The organism is Clostridium sp. YIM B02500 (assembly GCF_022324665.1).
Lineage (GTDB): Bacteria > Bacillota > Clostridia > Clostridiales > Clostridiaceae > Clostridium > Clostridium beijerinckii.
Window position 1 is genome coordinate 1 of record NZ_JAKGTE010000020.1, and the last position, 25931, is coordinate 25931.

The window sequence follows — 25931 nt, forward strand, 5'->3', positions numbered from 1 at the left end:
CAATTGAAGGAAATACAGACATAGCATTTAGAGAAGATGTAGCTAAGAGATACGAAGCTTATGGATGGCAAGTACTAAATGTAGCAGATGGAAATGATATAGATACTATAGAAAAAGCAATAGAAGCAGCTAAAGCAGAAACAACAAAACCATCTATTATAATAGTTAAAAATCAAATTGGTTTTGGATGTCCAGCAAAACAAGGAAAAGCTTCAGCGCATGGTGAACCTTTAGGGGCTGAAAATGTAACTGCTATGAAGGAAAACTTAGGATGGAAGACAGAGCCTGCATTCTACGTACCAGACGAAGTGTACACAAATATGAATGAACACATAGCAAAAGGTGAAAAGACTGAAGAAGCTTGGAATGAGTTATTCAAAGCATATGCAAAAGCTTATCCAGAACTTGCAGCAGAATATACTAAATGGATGAGTGGAGAACTTGATAAAGAAGCTTTATTAAACAACGAAGAACTTTGGAGCTTTGATAAAGAAATGGCTACAAGAGAATCTTCAGGAATAATGATAAATAGATTAGCTAAACTAATTCCAAACTTCATTGGAGGATCAGCAGATTTAGCTCCATCTAACAAAACTCATATGAACGATAGAGGAGATTTCTCAGCAGAAGATAGAAGTGGATCAAACCTTCACTTTGGAGTTAGAGAACATGCTATGGCAGCTATCGCTAACGGAATGTATGCTCATGGAGGACTTAAAGTATTCTGTGCAACATTCTTTGTATTCAGTGATTACATGAAGGGTGCTATGAGATTATCAGCTCTTATGAATCTTCCAGTAGCTTATGTATTAACACATGATAGTATTGGAGTAGGGGAAGATGGACCAACTCATGAACCAATAGAACAATTAGCAGCTCTTAGAAGTATGCCAAATATGACAGTATTTAGACCAGCAGATTCAAAAGAAACTGCAGCAGCATGGTATTATGCTGTAACTAATGGAACTACTCCAACATCATTAGTATTAACAAGACAAAAGTTACCACTATATGATGGATGTCCTAAGAGAGCATTAAAGGGTGGATATATCTTAAAAGATTCTAAGAAAGAAACTCCAGATGTACTTTTAATGGCATCAGGTTCAGAAGTAGAATTAATCTATAAAGCAGCAGCTGAATTAGAAGCTAAAGGTATAGATGCAAGAGTTATCAGTATGCCATCATTTGAATTATTTGATGTTCAAGACGAAAGCTATAAAGAGTCAGTTATGCCAAATAAAGTTCGTGCTAGAGTTGCAGTAGAAGCATTAACAAGCTTTGGATGGCACAAATATGTAGGTCTTGATGGAGATGTTATATCTTTAGATACTTTTGGAGCGTCAGGTAAAGCAGAAATCCTATTCGAGAAATTTGGATTCACTGTAGAAAATGTTGTTGAAAAGGCTATTAATGTAGCAAAGAAATAGAAGTTACAGTAATTAAATCTACGATATAGTAGAGGAAATTTAGTGATTATAGTAAAACTTTAGAAAAATAGATTTAACCTTAAAATATTAATAAATATAGCGAAACAGATATAAAAAAGATCTATATTAAAAGTGTGTAAATTAATTAATCTATAAATATATTAAAACCAATTTATTCATTATTATAAAAGTTAAAATTATTAAAAGATATGTATAAAGATGTGTGAAAAGATTAGTGTGAAATTATGTAATTAAAATAATAAATCATTGGTTAGAAATATATTTATAGATTTTTAATAAATGTATATAAATTAATATGACAATGAAGCAGTTTTAGAATTTAATAAAATCATTTATCTAATGTCTAGTCATTATTGCATTCCGATCTTACATTAAGCTGGGGACGGTAACGGTATGAGGACTGGACATTAGGTGATTATAAGAGTTATTTTGTATTAGGTTTAGTAATATTACAATGGAATGATATTCAGAAGAGATTAGAAATTATTTTAAAATTAAGATTTATTTAATTTAGCTATAATAATATAAATTTATCACATAATAAGTAAACGATTTAAAAAAATTACACGTAGTGGAGGTTTTTATGGGATTAGAGATGAGTAATATAAAAAATGCCATTATTAATGGTAAGACAGTGCTTGGTATTGAGCTAGGTTCAACTAGAATTAAAGCAGTTTTAATAGATGAAAATAATACTCCAATAGCTTCAGGGAGCCATGATTGGGAAAATAAATATGTTAATAATATTTGGACTTATGGTTTAGATGATATCTGGACCGGTGTTCAAGATAGTTATAAGAAGATGGCTGAAGATGTCAAAGAAAAATATGGAGTTACTATTGAAACAATAGGAGCAATTGGATTCAGTGCTATGATGCATGGATATATGGTTTTTAATAAAGAGGGAGAGCTTTTAGTACCATTCCGTACATGGCGTAACACTATTACTGAAAAAGCCTCAGAAGAATTAACAAAATTATTTAACTACCATATCCCTCAAAGATGGAGTATTGCTCATCTTTACCAAGCAATATTAAACGGTGAAGAGCATGTAGCTGATATAGATTTCCAAACAACTTTAGAAGGATATATTCATTGGAAATTAACAGGTGAAAAAGTTATAGGTGTTGGAGAGGCATCTGGAATGTTCCCTATTGATATAGATACAAAGAATTATAATGCACGTATGATTGATCAATTTGATGAGTTAGTAGCTCCTAAGAATTTTTCATGGAAACTTGGAGATATTTTACCAAAGGTATTGTTAGCTGGAGAAAATGCAGGTGTACTTACTGAAGAAGGTGCAAAGCTTTTAGATGTTACAGGACAATTAAAAGCAGGTATTCCATTCTGCCCTCCAGAAGGTGACGCAGGAACAGGAATGGTTGCAACTAACAGTATTGCTAAGCGTACAGGTAATGTATCAGCAGGAACATCTGTTTTTGCGATGATCGTACTTGAAAAAGAATTATTAAAAGCATATGAAGAAATAGACTTAGTTACAACTCCTACTGGTAATTTAGTAGCTATGGTTCATTGTAATAACTGTACTTCGGATCTTAATGCTTGGGTTGGATTATTTAAAGAATTTGCAGAGGCATTTGGTGTAGAAGTTGATATGAATAAGTTATTTGCAACTCTATATAATAAGGCACTTGAAGGGGATTCGGATTGTGGCGGATTATTAGCTTATAATTACTTCTCAGGTGAGCATATAACTGGTTTTGAAGAAGGACGCCCACTATTTGTACGTTCAGCAGAGAGTAAATTCAATCTAGCTAATTTTATGCGTGTACATTTATTTACATCATTAGGAGCACTAAAAACTGGTTTGGACCTTCTTCTTAAAGAGGAAGGTGTTAAGGTCGATGAAATGTTAGGACATGGCGGTTTATTTAAGACTAAAGGTGTAGGACAAAAGATAATGGCAGCAGCTATAGATGCACCAGTTTCTGTGATGGAAACTGCTGCCGAAGGCGGAGCGTGGGGAATTGCAGTACTTGCATCTTATATGATAAATAAAGATGAAAATGAGACATTAGACGATTATCTTACAAATAAAGTGTTTGCAGGACAAATAGGTACAAAAATAGATCCAGATTCTAAAGATGTTGAAGGATTTAATGAATTTATAAAACGCTACACTAGTGGGCTTGCTATTGAAAGAACAGCGATAGATAGCCTTAAATAGAAAGTATGATTAATAAGGTTGAATTCAATAAAAAGGATTCAACCTTATTATCTATTATCTATAAATAATAAAGGAATAGATAAAAAATATACAATTTGTGTTTATATTATAACTCACCTCAATTATAGATATTTCGATTCATAAAGATTGTAAAAATATCATTGAAGCGGCTAAGAATCAGCTTATATATACTTTAGCATGCTCTGATTTCTAGTTTAACAAGTTAAAATTGAACATTTTATTGCAACGAATCCTAGATGTATGCACATTGGTGAAGAAATATAATAAAATTGTACATACAATATAAAAAAAACTATTGCTATAGTGATGAAAACGATATATAATAAATACATGAAGTACGTACAACATATTAACAAGTGCTATCTTCTAAAATTATAACACATTAAGAGTTAGAGTATATGTATCAGATAGAAGTGACAAGATAAGCTATTCTCAATTTGTACAAGCAAGATACATATATAAATAAATGTTAATGTAAATTTTTATTATGACAATAAAGAAGAATATTGATGTACTTACAAGATATATATCATAGAGCATATATAGGAAAATGTATTTTCCATGATATATATTCAAATTATATGAATAATATCAATCAAACATTAAACAATAATATTTACTAGGATAGGGGAGGAATTTTATGAATGAAAAGCACATTACTTTATGTAACAAATTATTATACTATCTAGTAGCTCCTGGCTTATTACTATATTTTATTTCTATCGATTCAGGAATAATTACTTCTTCTTTTGGTGTACTAGCTATATTTGGATTAGCCATTTTGCTTGGAGTAGGAATACCAATGATTTATAAGAGAAAGAATCCAGAGTATAAATTCAATATTAGTAGTAAATATGCTAATGCTATGGCTATATTAGTTATTCTTGAGTTAACTTATAATATGTCAAAATAAATAAGAACATGTCTGAACTTGATGAAAACGTATTAATAAAGTTTAATTTTTGGTTATAAGTGTATTAAAAAAATTATATTGTTTTAATAATTTAGAATATTAACTTTTAGTCCACTTTAATTTATCAGAAATGATAACTATTAAGCAGATTAAAAGAAAATATAAATTTATAATTTATTATATGGGAAGTTGAAGGGAGAAAATATTATGAAGAAAAAATTAATGGCTATGTTATTATCAATGGCATTACTAGGTTCTATCGGTGGATGTAGTGTAACAACTAGTGCTCCAAACTCAGATGCAGATAATTCTAAAACAGAGTCACAGGGAAAAACTGACGGGGGATCAGGAAGCGGAAAAACAATAGGTATTTTAATGCCAACTAAATCTTCTGAACGTTGGATAAATGATGGAAATGACATGGTAAAACAGTTAAAAGATCTTGGCTATAATACAGATCTTCAATATGCTGAAGACGTTGTAGAAACTCAAGTATCACAAGCAGAAAACTTAATTACAAAAGGTGTTAGTGGCTTAGTAATTGCAAATATCGATGGTGAATCTTTAACTGATGTTTGTCAAAAGGCTAAAGATGCAGGAATTCCTGTTATAGCTTATGACCGTTTAATTAAAAATACTGCAAATGTAGACTATTACATTTCTTTTGATAATAAACTTGTAGGGAACCAAATGGGTCAATATATAGAAAAGAAATTAGATTTAAAAAATGCACAAAAATCATTTAACATAGAATTATTTGCTGGATCTCCAGATGATAATAATGCTCATATGTTCTTTGAAGGTGCAATGGAAGTACTTCAACCATATATAGATTCTAAGAAATTAACTGTAGTTTCAGGTCAAACTAAATTTGATGAAATCTGTACATTAAGATGGGATGGAGCTTTAGCACAATCAAGAATGGAAAATATATTAACTGCTAACTACTCAGGTGGTAAAAAAGTTGATGCTGTATTAGCTCCTTATGATGGTATAAGCCGTGGTGTTGTAGAAGCGTTAAGAAGTGTTGGATATGGTTCAGGGGATCTTCCATGGCCAGTAATTACAGGTCAAGATGCAGAAACAGCTTCAATTAAATCTATAATTGCAGGAGAGCAAACATCAACAATCTTTAAAGATACAAGAAAATTATCAGCTCAAGCTGTTAAAACAATCGATGCAGCTATTAAAGGTCAAAAAGCTGAAGTTAATGATGAGAAGACTTACAACAATGGAGTAAAAGTTGTACCATCTTACTTATGTCAACCTGTATCTGTAGATAAAACAAACTATAAAGAAGTTCTAATTGATTCAGGATATTTAAAAGAAGCAGATCTTTCTAAATAAGATTAACAGCAGTAATGATAGTGCGGACAACTTTGTTCCACTATCATTCAAATAAGGAGGGGCGTGACGTATGTTAAAAGACAATGATATTATTCTTGAAATGATAAATATAACTAAGACATTTCCTGGTGTAAAAGCACTAGATAATGTTAATTTAAGAGTGCAATCAGGAGAAATTCATTCTCTTTGTGGAGAAAATGGAGCAGGTAAATCAACTTTAATGAAGGTATTAAGTGGAATATATCCTCACGGATCATACGAAGGTGCAATTCTATATAATGGAAAGGCATGTAAATATAAAGGCATAAAAGACAGTGAGGCAGATGGAATAGTTATTATACATCAAGAATTAGCTTTGAGTCCACATCTTAGTATAGGAGAAAATATATTTATAGGAAACGAAATTGCAAGTCATGGAGTTATAGACTGGCAAGAGGTAAGAATTAGAACTAAAGAATTACTTAAAAAGGTCGGATTAGATGAAGACCCAGATACAATAGTTAACACACTTGGTGTTGGTAAACAACAATTAATTGAAATTGCAAAGGCATTATCAAAGAACGTAAAATTATTAATTCTAGATGAACCGACTGCATCATTAAATGAGGATGACAGTGAAAATTTATTAAAATTAATGTTAGAGTTAAAATCACAAGGAATTACATGTATTTTAATTTCACATAAGTTAAATGAGGTTTCAAGAGTATGTGACTCTATAACAGTACTACGTGATGGAGCTAGTATTGAAACATTAGATGCCTCTGGAGGGCAAATCTCAGAGGATAGAATTGTTAAAGGGATGGTTGGTCGTGAACTTACAGACCGTTATCCAAAAAGAACTCCTAAAATTGGAGATGTGATGTTTGAAATAAAGGATTGGAATGTATATCATCCAGATTATCCGGATAGAAAAATGGTTGATAATGTAAATATAAAAGTTAGAAAAGGCGAAGTACTTGGAATTGCCGGGCTTATGGGTGCTGGAAGAACTGAACTTGCAATGAGCATTTTTGGTAGAACATATGGACAAAAGATTTCTGGTAGCATTTTAAAAGAAGGTAAAGAGATTCATATTAAGACAGTTAAAGATGCAATTAATGCGGGTATTGCTTACGTAACTGAAGATAGAAAAGAAGCAGGTTTAAACCTGATTGATGATATTCGTCATAACATTTCAATAGCCTCATTAGGTAAGATTTCTAATAATGGTGTTATAAATGAACAAGTTGAAATTTTAGCGGCAGAAGAATTCAGAAAATCAATGAAAATCAAAACTCCAAGTATATTACAAATTACAGGAAACTTAAGTGGTGGAAATCAACAAAAAGTAGTACTTTCAAGATGGGTTTATGCAGAGCCAGACTTACTAATTCTTGATGAACCTACTAGGGGAATTGACGTTGGAGCAAAATACGAAATATATACAATTATAAATGATTTGGTAGCTCAAGGAAAAGCAGTTATTGTAATTTCATCCGAATTACCTGAAGTCCTTGGATTAAGTGACAGAATCTATGTCATGAACGAAGGAAAGATTATTGGAGAATTAGATAAGAAAGATGCTACTCAAGAAGTTATCATGAGTAAAATTGTTGCATCAAAATAGGGAGGTAGTAAAATGAGTGAAGCAAGAGTTGAAGAAAAAAAAGTTGCAAAAAATACATTTAATAAATTTATGAAAGACAATGGTATGCTAGTTGCATTATTGGTGGTAGTAGTTATATTCTCGATTTTAACTAAGGGAGTTATGTTAAAATCACTTAACATAACAAATTTAATTCAGCAAAATGGTTACGTACTTATTCTTGCAGTTGGAATGCTTTTAGTAGTTATTGTAGGTACGGTCGATCTTGCGGTTGGTTCAGTGTGTGCCTTTGTTGGAGCAATAGCCGGTGTTCTTATGGTTAATAAAGGAATGAATCCGGTAGTATCTGTTGTTCTATCACTTTTAATAGGTGCAGCTGTTGGAGCTGTACAAGGATATTGGATTTCGTATAAAGCAATTCCAGGATTTGTTGTAACATTAGCGGGACAATTAATCTTTAGAGGATTCTCAATGATAATATTAAATGGTAAGACAATAGCTCCATTCCCAAATGAATTTGCGAACTTAGGATCTGGATTCATACCTCCACTATTCTACTTTAAAATGGGTGATATTTACTTAGTAGGATCAGCAATGATTATAGGTGTTATACTATCAGCAATCATGGTGTTTAATAATATAAAAGGAAGAAAGAAACTTCAAAAATATAATTTCAATGTTGATCATAATTCAATGTTCCTTGCTAAAAATATAATATCAGTTGTAGTAATTATGGGTGGAAGCTTTGTATTAGCATCTTATAAAGGTATACCAAATATATTAATAATAGCAGGAGTATTAATAGCAATTTACTCATTCATTACTACTAAAACAGTATTTGGTAGACAAGTATATGCAGTTGGTGGTAATAAAAAAGCAGCAGCTTTATCAGGTGTAAACGTTGATAAGATTACATTCTTAGTATTTGTAAATATGGGATTGATGGCAGCATTAGCAGGACTCGCTTATGCAGCACGTGTTAACTCAGCACAACCTAAAGCTGGTGTTAACTTCGAATTAGATGCTTTAGCAGCTTGCTATATAGGTGGTGCATCTACAGCAGGTGGTACTGGAAGAATTTTGGGAGCAGTTGTTGGTGGACTTGTAATGGGAGTACTTAATAATGGTATGTCTTTAATGGGAGTTGATAATAACTGGCAACAAGCTATCAAAGGATTTGTATTATTATTCGCTGTAGTATTCGACTTATATTCAAAGAAAAAGAAATAAATATAGCAGCAATATAAGAAATGGTTTCTTCAAACTTTAAAGCATAGTTTGTTAATAAAATGTGTTAAATAAATTAAGAAAAAGAAAATGTATGAGGTTAAGGTAAGTTCTGCACTAAATATTTTATATATGTGCAGAACTTACCTTTTACTATTACGTATAATTTGAAAGATATATCGTTAAGAGTAAGTATTAGATAGTACTACTTATAATACTTTATTTTTAGATATGCATATGTGTTGAAATTCACAATTCACATTTCAACGATTCACAATTGCGGCTAAAATTCTTGTGATATTTTTAGAATTATAATGAAGGATTACTTTTTCAATATATATGTTAAGAAAAAAAGAACTACTAATAATAGTAAAATTAATATATAATTTAGTGGACAATTATATATTAATTTAGGCAAGCGTTATTAATTAAATGAGTTGATAGATAAAGTATTAGAACTACAAATGAAAAAGATGGAGGAATAAAATGAATACTAGAATAATAGTAGACAGTTGTGTTGATTTTAATAATGAAGTTTTTGGAAATGAAGAGTATATGGAAAGAATTCCATTTAAAATTATTATTGATGATGAAGAAATCGTTGATAAGAATGTAAATATAAATGATCTACTTGAAAAAATGAAAAGCAGCAAAAACAAAATTAAAACAGCATGCCCATCGCCACATGATTTTCTAGAAGCTTTAAAAAAGTGTAAAAATAATTTTGTTGTAACCATTTCTGGTAAATTAAGTGGATCACATAATAGTGCTGTATTGGCAAAGGAAATGTTTCAAGAAGAGTTTCCAGAAAGTTTCGTTCATGTATTCGATTGTAAGACAGCAGTATCTGGAGCTGATCTAGTTGTTTTAAAAATAAAAAAGTTAATTGAAGAAAAAGCACATAATTCTCAGATTGTAGAGCAAGTTACTGAATACATAGAAAATATGAAGACATTATTTGTTTTAGATAAATTGGACAACCTAGTTAAGAATGGTAGGATAAGCAGTGCAAAAGCTTTAATGGGATCACTTCTGCAAGTTACTCCAATTATGACTGCTAACGATGGAGAAATTGTGCTAAAAGAGCAAGTAAGAGGGAAGAAAAAGGCATTTAATAGACTAATAGACCTAATAGGTGAAGAAGGCAGCGATTTTAAAGATAAGGTTCTAGGAATAGGGCATATAAATGCAAGAGAAAAAGCAGAAAAGCTTAAGGAAGAAATAAAAAACAAGTATAACTTTGAAGATATAATAATTTTTGAAGGAAGCGGATTAAGTACTGTTTATGCTGATGATGGTGGGATTGTAATTTGCTACTAACGCTAAATTATAAAATATTAATTATATAATTTCACAGTTAGCTATTTTGATTTATGAGAATGTCATTACATAAAATATTTAGATGAATGATATCAGTAAATAATCCTAAGAAAATATTTAATAAAATAAGAAATATAAAGCAAGCTTTGCATTAGTTAATATAGTTAATGTAAAGCTTGCTTATTTTTTGAATATAGAAGAAGTTATAACTTAGTTTTATTTTGATTTCTCCATTGCCTAGGAGACATATTATAGACTTCTTTGAAGGATCTAGAAAAGTGAAACTGATTTGGATATCCAGTTAGTTCAGAAATTTCTCTAATAGATATATTATTATCCTTCAACATTTCGCATGCTTTAGACAACCTATACTTAATTAAAAACTCCTGAGGAGTAGTTTTCATAGAGTTTTTGAATATTTTACCAAAGTAACTTCTATCTAAGTTACACCATTTTGCGATATTTTCAACAGAAATATTATTGTTATAATTCTTTTCAATGTAATTTATAGCTTCTCTTACATAAAATTCTTGAAGATTACTAGCACTTTTGGTGTTATTAAAACTTGAATTTTCTAGTAGAGCATAGAAGAATAAATAAAGATGACCTAAAATAGCTGAATCAGGAGCACTTGGGTTATTTAATAAAAACATTAGATTGTCCTTTATAGAATTATCATCATTATTATATTCTTTAGGTGTAAAAATTGGATTTTTGCTTGATAGACCTATTTCTTCAAGATATCGTTGGGCTTTTAAGCCTTCAAATTCTACCCAAACATAATTCCAGGGATCATCTTTATCAGCCTCATAAGTGTTAATTATATTTGGGGTTAATAAGAAACCTTCCCCCGCTTTTATAGTATAAATGGAGGAGTCATTTTGTGTTCCTTTATTAAATGAGTAGAGTCTTCCTTTTCCAGATAAAACATAATGGAAAAGAAAATGATTTTTAACCGTGGGGCCAAATGAATGTAGGGGATCACAACGTTCTGAGCCAAATTGATAAAGTATAATATCTACATAATTTATGTTATTAAAAATATAACTTTTAAAATCGGCCAAATGGTATACCTCCTTTTGAAAACGTTAAATGGATAAATTTTCTTCCATTATAGCATAAAATATATACTTTTGCGTTTATAGTTGAACAATAACTAAGTAATATAGCAAAAGTATATATTATTAGCTTGTTTATTCTATGTATTCCGGAATTTTTTAATGATAATATTTAATTATAGAAAGTGAATAAAGTCCAAAGAACGCTTTATACTGCAGTAATAGCACCCGATGTGCAAAATAACAAAATTATATAGAAATTCTATATAATTCGTTTTTAGCTAATTTTTGAAAAGCTTTACTTAAATCCTTTTAACGATAATAATATATATATTTGCTTATAATTTGAACAAATTAAAATGATGAATGTGATTTTAATATTAGTGTTGCAAACTACATATTAAAAATATATTTGTTTACAAAATCGAATATGTACAAAAATAGGAGGGAAATTTAATGAAAAAGAAAATTGTTTCTTTAATCTTAGCTAGTATGATGGCTGTTACAGGACTTGCTGGGTGTGGTAGTTCAAATTCTGCAGCAACTGGTGGACAAGACACAGCTAAGGGATCTAGTGGGGGAGATGTACACATTACTTATGGAATTTGGGATTCTAATCAGGAAAAAGGTCTTAGGAAAATGGCAGATGAATTTGAGGGAAAAAATCCAGGGATAAAAATTGATATACAAGTAACGGGTTGGAGCGATTATTGGACAATGTTAGAGGCGGCAGCTACAGGAGGATCTCTGCCAGATACTTTTTGGATGCATTCAAATGAAATTTATAGGTATGCATCAAATGGAATGCTTATGGATTTAACAGATAAAATTAACAAAAGTGATGATGTGAAATTATCTAATTATCCAGAAGGGTTGGTGAAGATATATAATTTGAATAATAAACAATACGCTATTCCAAAGGATTATGATACTATAGGTCTTTGGTATAACAAAACAATGTTTGATAAAGCTGGTATTTCATACCCTGATGAAACATGGAACTGGGATAAGCTATACGAAGTAGCAAAAAAATTAACAACAGGTGATGGAAAGCAATATGGATTCCTAGCACCTTTACACAATCAAGAAGGATATTATAATTTTGTATATCAAAATGGCGGAACAATCATAACTGATGATAAAGTATCAGGATATGATAACCCTAAGACAATAGAAGCAATGAAATATTATGTGAGATTTGTTAGTGAAGGATTGTCACCTAAAATTTTTGATGATGCAGCACGTGCAGAGACACTACAAAATGGACTATGCGCAATGGGGTTTTTTGGTTCTTGGAATTTAAGTGGATTTGCAGCAAATGACTATATGACTAAGAATTTTAATGTTACAGTATTACCTTCAGCAAATGATGGAAAGAGGGCTAGTATCTTCAATGGACTTGGAAATGCAATTTCAGCTAATACAAAGCATCCAGAAGAGGCTTGGAAATGGGTTCAATATTTAAGCTCAAAAGATGGACAGACAAAGCAAGCTGAACTTGGAGTTGCAATTTCTGCTTATAATGGTACAGCTGATGCATGGATAAATTCAAACAAAACATTTAATATAAAATGCTTTGTTGATATGGTTAAATATGCACAAATACGACCATATTCTAATACAACTGCAAAATGGGAAGATAAGGCATATGAAATGTTAAAAGGTGCATTTACTGGAGAAAAGACAGTAGAAGATGCTTGTAAAGATACTGCTAAAATGATGAATGATGCATTAAAAGAGGAAAAATAAAATAATTATTTATGATTACGGCAGCAAGTATGTTGCCGTAATCTTTAAAATAAATATGATAGGAGATGAATATATGGCAAAAAATATAACAGTAAATGTAGGAAAACCATCAAAACGAACAATTAATGAGTGGAAATGGGCATATTTTTTAGTCGCTCCTACTATTATTGGACTTATAATATTGAATATTATTCCTATTATTGAAACTCTATATTTAAGTTTTTTCAGGAGTGGGGATTTTGGAAAAGGAAATATATTTGTTGGCTTAAATAACTATAAAAAGATGTTTGGAGATGTCCAAGTATGGTACGCAGTAGGAAATACTTTGAAATATACAATTATAGTTGTACCAGTAACAGTAATAATAGCAATGGTATTAGCTGTATTATTGAATTCCAAGATTAAGGGAAAAGGTATTTATAGAACAATATATTTTATTCCAATGGTTGCTGCACCGGCAGCAATAACAATGGTTTGGAAATGGTTATATAATAATCAATTTGGTCTTATTAATCATATGATATCTAAAATTGGAATTGGACCTGTAGATTGGATCGATAACCCTAATATTGCTCTTTATTCTATAGCTATTATTGGAATATGGAGTACAGTTGGATATAGTATGGTTTTACTTATAGCAGGCCTTCAGGAAATACCAAAAGACTATTATGAGGCTTCAAGTATTGATGGAGCAAAACCAGTACGACAATTTTTTAATATTACTTTACCGCTTGTATCCCCAACTTTATTTTTTGTTGTTGTTACTAGTATAATTCAGGCAATGCAAGTATTTGATGTCATTTATATGATGATTGATGTCGCTAGTCCTGCATATGATAAGACAGTATCGTTAGTTTATTTATTTTATAATAGCTCATTTAAGTATGCAGATAAAGGATATGGTTCAGCTATAGTAATGTTACTTCTTGCTATTATTATGATAATTACAGTATTTCAAATGAAAGCACAGAAGAAATGGGTTAATTACATGTAGAAAGGGGAACTATATTATGAAAATGAAAAGAGATGCTTCAAAATTATTTATACACTTATTTTTATTTCTTGGAGTAGTAATTATGATATTACCGTTTGTTTGGATGATACTTACATCATTTAAAACTGTATCAGAGTCTACTTCAATGAATCCATATGTTATTTTTCCATCAGAGTGGAAGATTGAGAATTACTTTGAAGCAATAAGACAAAACAATTTTATTATATTATATTTTAATACTTTTGCAATGATGTTTTTAAGGATATTTTGTTCAGTGGCTTTTAGCGCTATGGCAGCTTATGCCTTTGCGAGATTAAAATTCCCAGGAAGAGATTTTTTATTTGGAATTGTGTTATTTCAAATGATGGTTCCAGTTCAACTTTTTATAATTCCACAATATTTGATGGTAGATAAAATTGGAATGAGAAATTCAATATTTGCGCTTCTTTTTCCAGGACTTGTAAGTGCATTTGGTACATTTTTGTTAAGGCAATTCTTTATGGGATTGCCAAAAGAATTAGAAGAATCTGCAAGGCTTGATGGTTGCAATATAGGACAAACCTTTTTAAAAGTTATGTTACCCTTAACTAAGTCTGGCCTGGTTGCACTTGGGATATTTACAGCATTATTTGCATTTAAGGATTTAATGTGGCCGCTAATTATTAATTCTAGTGCTGATTCCGCAACTTTATCATCGGCACTTGCAAAAATTCAAAGTGCATATTCTGTTAATTATCCTCAATTGATGGCTGCGTCTGTACTTGCCATTTGGCCAATGCTTGCAATTTATATTGTATTCCAGAAACAATTTATAGAGGGTATAGCAACTTCAGGTGGAAAACTTTAATTCAATAATTCTAATGAACAAAGATAATTTGCAGAAATACATGGGGAGGAGTAGTAACATGGCAATTAAATTCAACGCAAAATCAAAGGAATTTCATTTATACAATAAAGAGATAAGTTATATCATAAAAATACTAGATAATAATGAGCTGGGAAATTTATATTATGGGAAGAGGATACATCATAAAGAATCATTTTCATATCTTTTTGAAGGAGGGATGCGTCCTTTAGCAGCATATGTATTTGAAGGGGATACTTTCTTCTCATTGCAACATACTAGGCAGGAATATCCTTCTTATGGGACAACAGATTTTCGGTATCCTGCATTTGAGATAAAGCAGGAAAATGGAAGTAAAATTACTAATTTTCAATTTCAATCCTATAATATTTTTCAAGGTAAAAAGAAGTTAGAACAACTTCCAGCTACCTATGTGGAAAATGAGAAAGAAGCACAAACTTTAGAAATAATATTATATGATGATTTGATTAGTACAAGATTAATATTAAGTTACACCATATATGAAGATTTTCCAATAATAACAAGGAATACAAAGTTTATGTATGAAGGAGAAGATAAAGTTACATTAACAAAGGCGATGAGTTGTAGTATAGATTTACCAGATTATGATTACGAAATGGTGCATCTTTCTGGAGCTTGGAGTAGAGAAAGACATATAAGAAATAAAAAATTAGACCATGGAGTTCAATCAATTTACAGTTTAAGAGGGACAAGTAGTGCAGAGCATAATCCATTTATAGCCTTGAAGAGACCAAGCACAACTGAGTTTGAGGGCGAAGTGTATGGATTTAGCTTGGTTTATAGTGGGAATTTTTTGGGTGAAGTTCTTGTTGATACGCATGATACATCTAGAATTATGTTAGGAATTCATCCAAGTATGTTTGAATGGATACTAAATAAAGATGAAAGTTTTCAAACTCCAGAAGTTGTAATGGCCTATTCTGATAAAGGAATAAACGGAATGAGTCAGGCTTACCATAAATTATATAGAACCAGACTTGCTAGAGGCTATTGGAGAGATAAGGCAAGGCCAATTCTAATAAATAATTGGGAAGCTACAACATTTGATTTTGATGAAGAGATAATATTAAATATTGCAAAAACAGCAAGTGAATTAGGCATAGAGCTATTTGTGTTAGATGACGGATGGTTTGGAAGTAGAAATAATGATAAAGCAGGGCTTGGAGATTGGTATGTAAATACTAAAAAGCTTCCAGATGGAATAGTTGGACTTTCAAAGAAGATAGAAAACATGGGTATGAAATTTGGACTTTGGTTTGAACCAGAGATGGTAAATAAAGATAGTGATTTATACAGAGCTCATCCAGATTGGATTATCCATACACCAAATAGGACGGCATCCCATTGTAGAAATCAGTATACATTAGATTTTTCTAGAAAAGAAGTTGTAGATTATATTTATAATGCAATGTCAAAGGTATTCAGAGAGGCATCAATATCATATGTAAAGTGGGATATGAATAGATATATGACTGAATGTTATAGTGTATCTGCAATTGCGGAAAATCAAGGAAAGGTAATGCATGAATACATTTTAGGAGTGTATGCATTATATGAAAGATTAACATCTGAATTTCCACACATTTTATTTGAATCATGTTCGAGTGGTGGTGCAAGATTTGATCCGGGGATACTTTATTATGCACCACAAGGATGGACAAGTGATAATACCGATGCAGTTGAACGTATGAAAATACAATATGGAACTTCATATGTTTACCCAATAAGCTGCATGGGGGCTCATGTATCTGAAGTTCCGAACCAACAAGTTTTTAGAATAACGCCACTAGAAACTAGAGCAAATGTAGCTTATTTTGGAGCTTTTGGATATGAGTTAGATTTAAATCATTTATCCGAAGAAGAAAGAACGATTGTGAAGAAACAAGTTAAATTTATGAAAGAAAATAGAGAATTAATACAAAAGGGAACTTTTTATAGGCTTATAAGTCCTTTTGAAAATAAATTAAATTCTTGGATGGTTGTCTCAGAAGATAAATCCGAAGCAATAGTTGGTTATTATAAAATACTTAACACAGCTAATGAAGGTTTTAAGAGGATAAAGTTACAAGGATTAGATGAAAATAAAAAATATTATATAAATAATAATAAAGAAGAATCTTTTTTTGGAGACGAATTAATGTTTGCTGGAATTCCAGTAAGATCAGAAGATTTTTGCGAACATGGTGGAGATTTCACTTCAGCAATATATCATTTGAATGAAATAAATAATTAGTTTAGAAGCAGTAGATATGCAAGTTAATCGTGATTTTTTATCTACTGCTTATTTATATAGTAATTTATACACAATAACAGGATGGAATGCGAATGATAATTATATGTAGAGTATGAAGGATCTAAAAACTAGATAAGGAAATAAGCATCTCTGATTAATTACTCCATTGTGTTTTTTAGGGAGCATGTTTAGGAAATGGGGAAAGATAGATGAGTAAATATATAAAAATTAATGAGAATAATTTAAATATTGTATTAGAATTAACTAAAGATAGAGATATAAGATTGCTACATTTTTCATATCTTCCTTTTGAACAGTTTAATAAATTAAGTGAAGATGAAAAAGAAAAATGTAGATTATTAGAATTGCAATTTACAGGAGAAAATCAATTAAATCATAGAGGAGTAAAACATACAGGAACTCTGCCCGGACATAGGATGATTTATGAGAGTCATAATGATGAAATTCTAAAAGAAGGAAGAAGAATTACTATTAACTTAGTTGACAAGATTACAAAAATTGAAGCAAAAGTAATATTTCAATTTTATAATGATTTACAAATCGTTAGAACATGGAGCATTTTAGAAAATAAAGGTGAAAGAAGTGTTGGAATAGAGTATATAACTTCATTTGCTTTAACTGGTATTGATAGAGGCGGAGTATTAGACAGAGAAGATAAAATGAAGATATATATTCCTCATAATGAGTGGTGTGGTGAAGGTATGTGGGAGAAATATTCATTAAAAGATGTTGGAATATTCCATGTGGAAGACGAATCAACAAATAGATTGTTAGTTTCTAATACAGGAAATTGGTCAACCTGTCAGTATGCGCCTCTAGGATTTATAGAAAATACAGAAATAAGTAATGGTTACATGTGGCAAATAGAGCATAATGGTTCATGGAATTGGGAAATCAGTGACATAATGAATATGTTGTATTTAAAATTGAGCGGGCCTTCAGAAGCAGAAAATCATTTCTGGAAAGAACTAAAACCTAATGAAAGCTTTGAAACAGTACAAGTCGCAGTTACAAGCATAAGTGGAGGATTGCAGGCAGGAATAGAAGTTATGACTAAATATAGGCGTAGAATAAGAAGAGAAAATGATGATAATAGAAAATTACCAGTTATTTTTAATGATTATATGAATTGTTTATCTGGTGATCCTACTACAGAAAAACTAATTCCTCTTATTAATACTGCATCACTAGCTGGTTGTGAGTATTTTTGCATAGATTGTGGATGGTATAGTGATGGACCTTGGTGGGATGGTGTTGGAGAATGGCTGCCATCTAAAGAGAGATTTAGAAATGGTATTAAAGAACCTCTAGACTATATAAGAGAGAAAGGAATGATTCCAGGGCTTTGGCTTGAACTTGAGGTAATGGGGATAAATTGTTCATTAGCAGACAAATTACCTGATGATTGGTTCTTTATGAGGCATGGAAAGAGAATAAAGGATCATTCAAGATATCAATTAGATTATAGAAATCCAGAAGTTAGAAAGTTTGCAACTGGAATTATAAAGAGAGTTGCAGAAGAGTATGGTGTTGGATATATAAAGATGGATTATAATATTAATATGGGGATTGGTACTGATAACAAAGCTGATAGTGCCGGTGAAGGACTATTAGGTCATAATAGAGCATATTTAGCTTGGTTAGACGAAATATTTAAAAGATATCCTGACTTAGTTATTGAGAATTGTGGTAGTGGTGGACTTAGAATGGATTATGCCTTATTGCAAAGACATAGTATACAATCAAGCAGTGACCAAACAGATTATAGAAAAAATGCAGCAATTGCAGCAGCGGTACCATCTTTAGTTACTCCAGAACAATGTGCAGTTTGGTCTTATCCATTGCGAGATGGGGATAAAGAAGAAGTAATATGTAACATGGTAAATTCTATGTTATGTAGAATTCATCAGAGTGGGCATTTAGCAGAAATAAATAATGAATCTTTTAAATATATTCAAGATGGAATTAAGTATTATAAAAGTATTAGACATGATATACCAAATGGAATACCATTTTGGCCAATAAAAATGCCATCTCTGGACGATGAATGGATAGCATATGGACTGTTATGTAGTAGAGTATGTTATCTTGCTTTATGGAGGATGCAAAGTGAAAATGATATTATAGAGATTCCATTGGAAAAATTTAATGGAGAAAATATATCTGTAAAAATTGGGTATCCTGAAGACGTAGATTTAAGCTGGAATATAAATAAAATTAAGAATATTTTAATCATTAGAAATAAACATAATTATAGTGGAAGAATTCTCGAGATAAGGTGGTGAAAATAGTATTTACATGGTTTACTGGAAAGAGATAGTTAAAAAAAAGAGTTAAACATGATAATTTAATTTTTTATAGAAATGATGAGTATTGCTAAAATATGCTTTTATGATAAAATATAAATGTAGTCTGACTTTAAGGGGGAATTCCAAGAAGAAAGACTCTTAACACATGATCGTTCTGAAACACATGAGGGTTCGTCCCAAATGACAAGGCGGTATTATAGATAGAGATATGTACGCTATCCCTGCGCCTTTTTGTGGCACTGGGATTTTTTATTGCAATTGAAAATAGATAATTGCTGATTAATACGGTGAATTTAAAAATATTTTCTTCTTGAAAGGAATAAAGAATATGGATACAAGAATCGCATTGATAGGAATTATAGTGGAGGATATGAATTCAACAGATAAACTTAATAATATTTTGCATGAATATTCGCAATATATGGTTGGGAGAATGGGCATACCTTATAGAGAAAAGAATATAGGTATAATAAGCGTCGTAATAGATGCTACCAATGATATAATAAGTTCATTATCAGGAAAACTTGGTATGATCGAAGGAATAAATGTAAAAACAATGTATTCTAAAACTGCTAAATAAATATTAAATATAGTAATAAATAGGTTAGCTTTAATTAATATTTTAGCCTTTGCCAAAATTGGATGAAAAAAGCATTAATCAGAACGAATTAAATTTAAAATTTAAAAATCCAATTATAGAAAGAAGAGTAGAGTAATGTATAATGTTAAATCAAAGATAGCAACAGAATTTATTGATAACGAAGAAATATTAGAAACTCTAGAGTATGCTAAGAAAAATAAGAACAATAGACAATTAATTAATGAAATTCTAGAAAAGGCTAAAGAGTGTAAAGGAATTTCACATAGAGAAGCAGCAGTTTTACTTGAATGTGAATTAGAAGATGAAAATGAAAAAATGTATAAACTTGCAAAAGAAATCAAGCAAAGATTTTATGGTAATAGAATAGTAATGTTTGCGCCATTATATCTCTCTAATTATTGTGTAAATGGATGTACTTATTGTCCATATCATCACAAGAATAAACATATAACAAGAAAGAAGCTTACTCAAGAGGAGATTGAAAAAGAAGTAATTGCATTACAAGATATGGGGCATAAAAGACTTGCATTAGAAACAGGAGAAGATCCTGTAAATAATCCAATTGAATATGTACTTGAAAGCATAAAAACAATTTATAGTATAAAACACAAAAATGGCGCAATTAGAAGAGCTAACGTAAATATTGCAGCTACAACTGTTGAAAATTATAGAAGGTTAAAGGAAGCGGGAATTGGAACATATATCTTATTCCAAGAAACATATCACAAAAAGACATATGAAGAGCTTCACCCAACAGGACCAAAGCATGATTATGCTTACCATACAGAAGCTATGGATAGAGCTATGGAAGGTGGAATTGATGATGTCGGACTAGGTGTACTATATGGATTAAATATGTATAGATATGATTTCGTTGGACTTCTTATGCATGCAGAGCACTTAGAAGCAGCTATGGGAGTTGGACCGCATACAATAAGTGTACCAAGAATAAGACCAGCTGATGATATAAATCCAGATGAATTTACTAATGCAATTTCAGATGAGATATTTGCTAAAATAGTTGCAGTACTTAGAATTACAGTTCCATATACAGGTCTTATTGTTTCAACAAGAGAATCTCAAAAAACAAGAGAAAAAGTACTTGAACTTGGAGTTTCTCAAATAAGTGGAGGATCATCTACAAGCGTTGGTGGATATGTTGAAAAAGAGAAGGAAGAAGAAAATTCAGCTCAATTTGATGTAAATGATACTAGAACTTTAGATGAAATAGTAAATTGGCTGTTAGAAAAGGGTCATATTCCAAGCTTCTGTACTGCTTGTTATAGAGAAGGAAGAACTGGGGATAGATTTATGAGTCTTGTTAAATCAGGACAAATAGCAAACTGCTGTCAGCCTAATGCACTTATGACGCTAAAGGAATATCTAGAGGATTATGCGTCTGAAGATACACGAAGAAAAGGTGAAGAAGTAATTAAAAATGAAATTCCAAGAATTCCAAATGAAAAAGTTAAAAAGATAGTATTAGAAAATCTTGAAAACTTACATGAAGGAAAACGTGATTTTAGATTTTAAATAGATTAAATTAATTAATAGAGCTATATGCATAGTTAAAGTAGACTTGTGTATAGCTTTATTATTTTTTCTATAATTAAGTTTATAGTTAAAAATGATTAGCAAATACTCAACATTTCGATATAAGAGTAGATTTTTTAGTTGATTATATAAATTAAAAATATTATCATAATAATTAGCAATATATGTTAATTTCAACATCTTAGTAAAACGTTTTCTATTGCAAAAAGGGTAATAAATGGTCGAGATTATAAATTTAGAGAGGGGAAAAGTTATGTTTTTGAGAAGAAGCCTGCCTATAAAATTTAAATTAACCTTATCATTTTTGACGGTAGCAATTTTAATTGGCGTAGTAGGAATAATAGGAGCATTGTCTTTGAAAAATGTAAATAATAAAGCATCAGGAATGTACAATAGAAATTTTAATCATGTCAATGAGATCCTATCTATAAAATCAAATATGACAGAAATTAAAAGTAACATATTAATCATGATGTATGAAAAAGATAAATATAAGGTAGAGGAAGCACAAAAAAATGTTATTACTGCACTTAATGAGAATGATAAATATATAAATGATTATGAAAAATCACAAATGACAAGTAGTGAAACAAAATCTTGGAAGGAATTTAATGATAATGCGAAGGAATATAATCAGGTTAGAGACAAGGTAGTGAATGCTGTAAAATCAGAAGATTTAGAAGAAGCAAAAAAGAGGTATTTAGAAATGGTTCCTCTACAGACAAAAATGATGTATAGCCTGGATAAAGTTATAGATATAAATATATCTGATGCAAAATCAGCTAATGAGGATATATCATCTACTTATATTAATTCTAATAAAATTATGATTACACTTACTATCTTTGGATTAGTGGTAGCAATTATATTTGGGGCACTAATATCAAAGGCTATAAATATACCATTAAAAAAAATCAAAGGATTTGCAGAGAGATTAGCGTTATATGATTTTTCGACTCCAATTTCAATTAAAAGAAAGGACGAACTTGGACAAACAGGAAGTGCATTAAATAAAGCACAAGAAAATGTGAATAAACTAATTAGAGATATTATTCAAAATTCTCAAGATATAAGTACATCTAGTGAAGAACTTTCTGCAACAGCTGAGGAGCTTTCATCAAAAGCTGCGAGTATAGATGAAGCTGTAAGTACTATTTCACTAGGGATGGAGGAATCTTGTGAGGAGGCAGGAATTATAAGTACGACAGTAGATGAAGTAAACTCAAATATAAATGATTTATCTAAAAAAGCTATGGAAGGAAGCCAGAATGCTAATAGATCCAAAGAGAGAGCTATAGAAGTCAAAAACAATAGTAAAAAGTCTATAGATGAAATGGAGAAATTATCAAAGGAAAAACAAAAGAACATGTTAATTGTTATTGAAAATGGAAAGATAGTTGATAATATTAAAATTATGGCTGATACAATTGGACGTATATCTGAACAAACAAATTTATTAGCACTGAATGCAGCAATAGAAGCAGCAAGGGCAGGGGAGCAAGGTAAAGGATTTGCAGTTGTAGCAGATGAAGTAAGAAAGCTTGCAGAACAATCATCAGAGGCTGTAACAGCTATCAAAAATACTATAATTAAAGTTCAGGATGCATTTAATAACAGCATTAACACTGGAAATGATATATTGAAATTTATAAATACAGAGGTGCATGAACAGTTTAATGCCTATGGAAATACAGGAAATATATATTATAGCGATTCTGAATTTGTAAGTAAAATGTCAGAGAATATTGCAAACATGTCAGAAGAAATTACAATCACTGTAGGGAAAGTTAATAAGTTAGTACAAGAGATGGCATCGACAGCGCAGGAATCAAACGATCAAGTAGCTACGATAAAAGAAAGTGTAGATGAGACTTCAAAAGCCATAGAGCAAGTTGCTTTAACAGCACAAAACCAAGCAGGGCTTGCGCAAAAACTCAATGAAATGATACAAAAGTTTAAAATCTAAAGAAGATATGTGATGAAAAATAAAAGACTTATTTTAGTTATTTAGCAGCTAAAGTAAGTCTTTTTTAATTAATTAAGTAAATTTTATACCATTTCACTTTTTCCCTCTAGTTTTTCATACATCTTTTCTTGTTGTTTTGTAGTAAATTGAAAATATATTTCTGTATTGGTAACAGATTTGTGTCCAAGCCACCATTGAAGCTCTTTTATATCCATATCACATTCAGCAAGGTGAACTGCTGTAGTATGTTTAATGGTATGAAAATGGTGCTTTGACTTATCTTGAATACTTGCCATTGAGAAATATTGCTTCGTTAGGTGGTCTAGGGTTTGCCTTGAAATTGGCTTATTCTTTTGACTTGTAAATATAGTTTGAGATTCAGATGTAATTTCATTTTCAGTAATGTATTTGTCTAAAACGCTTTTAGTTTTCTCATCTAGCCGCAGAGTATTATTCTTACTACCCTTTAATCTTTTACAATATATTTCTCCTTTATTAATATTATAATTTTCCAATTTTAACATTGATATTTCGGAAGCTCTAAGACCGCATCTATAAGCTAATCTAAATATTGCTAAATCACGTGTTGAATGCAGCTTTCCAGAATTTTCAATTGCATTAAATAGTGATAATACTTCTTTTTGCGTTAAATATTTAATTTCAGTTTCATTAGATGCCCTCATATGCACTCTCCTCTAGAAGTAATGATACATAATAAATATTTTGTCCTATTATTTTATGTAATAATGTATTTATAGCTCTGCAAATATACAAATATTGCATATTAATGTGTCATAAGAATACAATTTAACCTATATTTGTACATTTTTTAAGCTTTTTTATACAATATTTACATATACTACAACTTATAATATAATAAAATTGGACAAAATATTTATTATGTTCAAATAAATGATATATTTAATTTTTTAAAAAGTCAAAGTTTAAAAGTTTGTAGAATAATTACGCAAAAATTATCATTGAAGATGTCATATTTTATTATTAAATAATAGGAGTGAGGTGGAGAGGTTTTACACGTGTTGAGTTGTACTAATTTAAAAAAGGAAGTTATTATGAATAAAATTAATATGCCCAAAAAAGAACTTAAACTTAAGATAAAAATGGTAAATACCACAAGAGGAAAATTAAACAAGGATATACATAGGAGAAAAAAAAGTAAGCCTAATGAAGAATTCTCAAGGTATGATATTCTTACTGGGCTACCAAATAGTACTTATTTTTTTGAAAAGCTTAATAGGAGTTTAGAGATATCAAAAGTTAATTGTAGAAAGGGTGCGATTATTTATATTGATATCGATGACTACAAAATTATAAATTATAATTGGGGCTATTCTTTTGGTGATTTCATATTAAAATGTTTTTCTGAAAGGGTAAGTAGATGCATTCAAGGAAAAGGTAAATTATTTAGATTAAATGGTGACGAATTTGCAATTTTAATCTATGAATTTAAATTTATAAGTGAAATAGAGGAAATTTGCAATAAAATTTATAAAAACTTATCAGTACCCTTTAAGATAACAGATGCTGAATTGGATATTTCTGTAAGTATAAGCATGGGAATATCTACTTTCCCGGATGATAGCATAAATTCTGATGAGTTGTTAGAGTTTTGTAATTTAGCTATGTACAAGTCTAAGAAAACTGGAAAAAACAATTATACAATCTTTAATAACGAAATATTTGAGACATATTATAGGGACGTATTGATTAGAAGGGAATTAAAGAATGCTATTAATAAGCATGAGCTAAATATTAATTATCAGCCACAAATTGATTTGTCTAATAATGAGATTGTTGGAATTGAAGCTTTATTAAGATGGAATAATGATAAGCTTGGAAATGTTTCACCAGCAGAATTTATTCCGATTGCTGAAGAAAACGGAGATATAGTTCAAATTGGCGATTGGGTGATGGAGAAATCTATAGAGCAAGCGAGTTTGTGGAAGCGTATGGGATACAAGTTTAATAATATTGCAGTTAATATATCACCAATTCAAATCAAGGAAAAAGATTTTAAGGATAAGTTGTTAAAATGCTGTAATAAGTATAATATTTCTCCAAACTTTTTAGAGATAGAAATAACAGAGAGTACTTTATTAGATATATCAGAAAAAAATATAGAAGTATTAAATGAACTTAAAGGGATGGGAATAAATATTGCAATAGATGACTTTGGGACGGGATACTCTTCTTTAAGCTATTTAATTAATATTTCAGTAAGTACATTAAAGATTGATAAAACATTTGTAGATCATGTAGAAAATTATAAGAACATGGTATTAATAAAGAACATAGTTAACTTATCAAAGGACTTGAAATACAAGGTAATAGTTGAGGGAGTTGAAACAAGAGAGCAGATAGAAGTGCTTACTGACTTAGGATGTAAGATAATTCAAGGTTTCTATTTTAGCAAACCGCTTACAGAAGATGGTATGAAAACTTTATTGGATAGTAATAGAAAAAATAATATGCAATAGCATTTTAACA

At 30.4% G+C, this 25931-nt stretch carries 18 protein-coding genes; 16 read left to right on the forward strand and 2 right to left on the reverse strand.

Annotated elements, in window-relative coordinates; all coding sequences use genetic code 11:
- From L1S46_RS16240 to L1S46_RS16270, 7 genes are all read left to right on the forward strand, one after another.
- Window positions 1-1427: transketolase (locus L1S46_RS16240; protein WP_238900440.1), on the forward strand; the 1427-nt coding region annotated here is incomplete at its 5' end.
- Between the two features lie 604 nt (window positions 1428-2031).
- Window positions 2032-3639 carry an FGGY-family carbohydrate kinase gene (locus L1S46_RS16245; RefSeq protein WP_238858939.1) on the forward strand — a complete coding sequence of 536 codons (1608 nt, stop codon included), beginning with the start codon at window positions 2032-2034 and terminating at the stop codon, window positions 3637-3639.
- A gap of 661 nt (window positions 3640-4300) precedes the next feature.
- Window positions 4301-4573: a hypothetical protein gene (locus L1S46_RS16250; RefSeq protein WP_012060607.1), complete on the forward strand. Its 273-nt coding sequence runs from the start codon at window positions 4301-4303 to the stop codon at window positions 4571-4573.
- A gap of 207 nt (window positions 4574-4780) precedes the next feature.
- On the forward strand, window positions 4781-5920 hold the full coding sequence (chvE, locus tag L1S46_RS16255) for a multiple monosaccharide ABC transporter substrate-binding protein (protein WP_012060606.1): 1140 nt from the start codon (window positions 4781-4783) through the stop codon (window positions 5918-5920).
- Between the two features lie 70 nt (window positions 5921-5990).
- Complete coding sequence (gene mmsA / locus L1S46_RS16260) at window positions 5991-7526, forward strand: multiple monosaccharide ABC transporter ATP-binding protein (protein ID WP_012060605.1); 1536 nt, start codon at window positions 5991-5993, stop codon at window positions 7524-7526.
- Window positions 7527-7538: 12 nt separating this feature from the next.
- The gene (mmsB, locus tag L1S46_RS16265; protein WP_023973620.1) at window positions 7539-8735 is read left to right on the forward strand and encodes a multiple monosaccharide ABC transporter permease; all 1197 of its coding nucleotides are present in this window, start codon (window positions 7539-7541) and stop codon (window positions 8733-8735) included.
- A 483-nt stretch (window positions 8736-9218) separates the two neighbouring features.
- Window positions 9219-10052 (forward strand): DegV family protein, encoded by an 834-nt coding sequence (locus tag L1S46_RS16270; RefSeq protein WP_238900441.1) that lies wholly within the window; start codon window positions 9219-9221, stop codon window positions 10050-10052.
- Between the two features lie 203 nt (window positions 10053-10255).
- Here L1S46_RS16270 and L1S46_RS16275 read toward each other — a convergent pair whose 3' ends face one another.
- Entirely contained in the window at window positions 10256-11116 is an 861-nt protein-coding gene (locus L1S46_RS16275) for an AraC family transcriptional regulator (RefSeq protein WP_017210078.1), read from the reverse strand.
- 450 nt (window positions 11117-11566) lie between these two features.
- On the opposite strand from L1S46_RS16275, the gene L1S46_RS16280 reads away from it, so the two are divergent.
- The 8 genes from L1S46_RS16280 (at window position 11567) to L1S46_RS16315 (ending at window position 23423) form a co-directional block, all read left to right on the forward strand.
- The gene (locus L1S46_RS16280) at window positions 11567-12859 is read left to right on the forward strand and encodes a sugar ABC transporter substrate-binding protein (RefSeq protein WP_238858936.1); all 1293 of its coding nucleotides are present in this window, start codon (window positions 11567-11569) and stop codon (window positions 12857-12859) included.
- A gap of 55 nt (window positions 12860-12914) precedes the next feature.
- Complete coding sequence (locus L1S46_RS16285; RefSeq protein ID WP_238858935.1) at window positions 12915-13853, forward strand: sugar ABC transporter permease; 939 nt, start codon at window positions 12915-12917, stop codon at window positions 13851-13853.
- A 16-nt stretch (window positions 13854-13869) separates the two neighbouring features.
- Window positions 13870-14700, forward strand: coding sequence for a carbohydrate ABC transporter permease (locus L1S46_RS16290; protein WP_077856483.1), 831 nt, complete (start codon window positions 13870-13872; stop codon window positions 14698-14700).
- A gap of 58 nt (window positions 14701-14758) precedes the next feature.
- Complete coding sequence (locus L1S46_RS16295) at window positions 14759-16972, forward strand: alpha-galactosidase (protein ID WP_238858934.1); 2214 nt, start codon at window positions 14759-14761, stop codon at window positions 16970-16972.
- 209 nt (window positions 16973-17181) lie between these two features.
- Window positions 17182-19278 carry a glycoside hydrolase family 36 protein gene (locus L1S46_RS16300; protein ID WP_238900442.1) on the forward strand — a complete coding sequence of 699 codons (2097 nt, stop codon included), beginning with the start codon at window positions 17182-17184 and terminating at the stop codon, window positions 19276-19278.
- Between the two features lie 352 nt (window positions 19279-19630).
- Window positions 19631-19882, forward strand: a complete 252-nt coding sequence (locus tag L1S46_RS16305) for a TM1266 family iron-only hydrogenase system putative regulator (RefSeq protein WP_238858932.1) — start codon at window positions 19631-19633, stop codon at window positions 19880-19882.
- A 135-nt stretch (window positions 19883-20017) separates the two neighbouring features.
- Window positions 20018-21436, forward strand: coding sequence for a [FeFe] hydrogenase H-cluster radical SAM maturase HydG (gene hydG / locus L1S46_RS16310; protein WP_238858931.1), 1419 nt, complete (start codon window positions 20018-20020; stop codon window positions 21434-21436).
- 274 nt (window positions 21437-21710) lie between these two features.
- On the forward strand, window positions 21711-23423 hold the full coding sequence (locus L1S46_RS16315) for a methyl-accepting chemotaxis protein (protein WP_238858930.1): 1713 nt from the start codon (window positions 21711-21713) through the stop codon (window positions 23421-23423).
- 83 nt (window positions 23424-23506) lie between these two features.
- On the opposite strand, the gene L1S46_RS16320 is transcribed toward L1S46_RS16315, so the two are convergent.
- Window positions 23507-24106 (reverse strand): tyrosine-type recombinase/integrase, encoded by a 600-nt coding sequence (locus L1S46_RS16320; RefSeq protein ID WP_077309346.1) that lies wholly within the window; start codon window positions 24104-24106, stop codon window positions 23507-23509.
- Between the two features lie 390 nt (window positions 24107-24496).
- Between L1S46_RS16320 and L1S46_RS16325 the strand changes: the two genes are divergently transcribed.
- Window positions 24497-25921: a bifunctional diguanylate cyclase/phosphodiesterase gene (locus L1S46_RS16325; protein WP_238858929.1), complete on the forward strand. Its 1425-nt coding sequence runs from the start codon at window positions 24497-24499 to the stop codon at window positions 25919-25921.
- Window positions 25922-25931 lie beyond the last annotated feature (10 nt).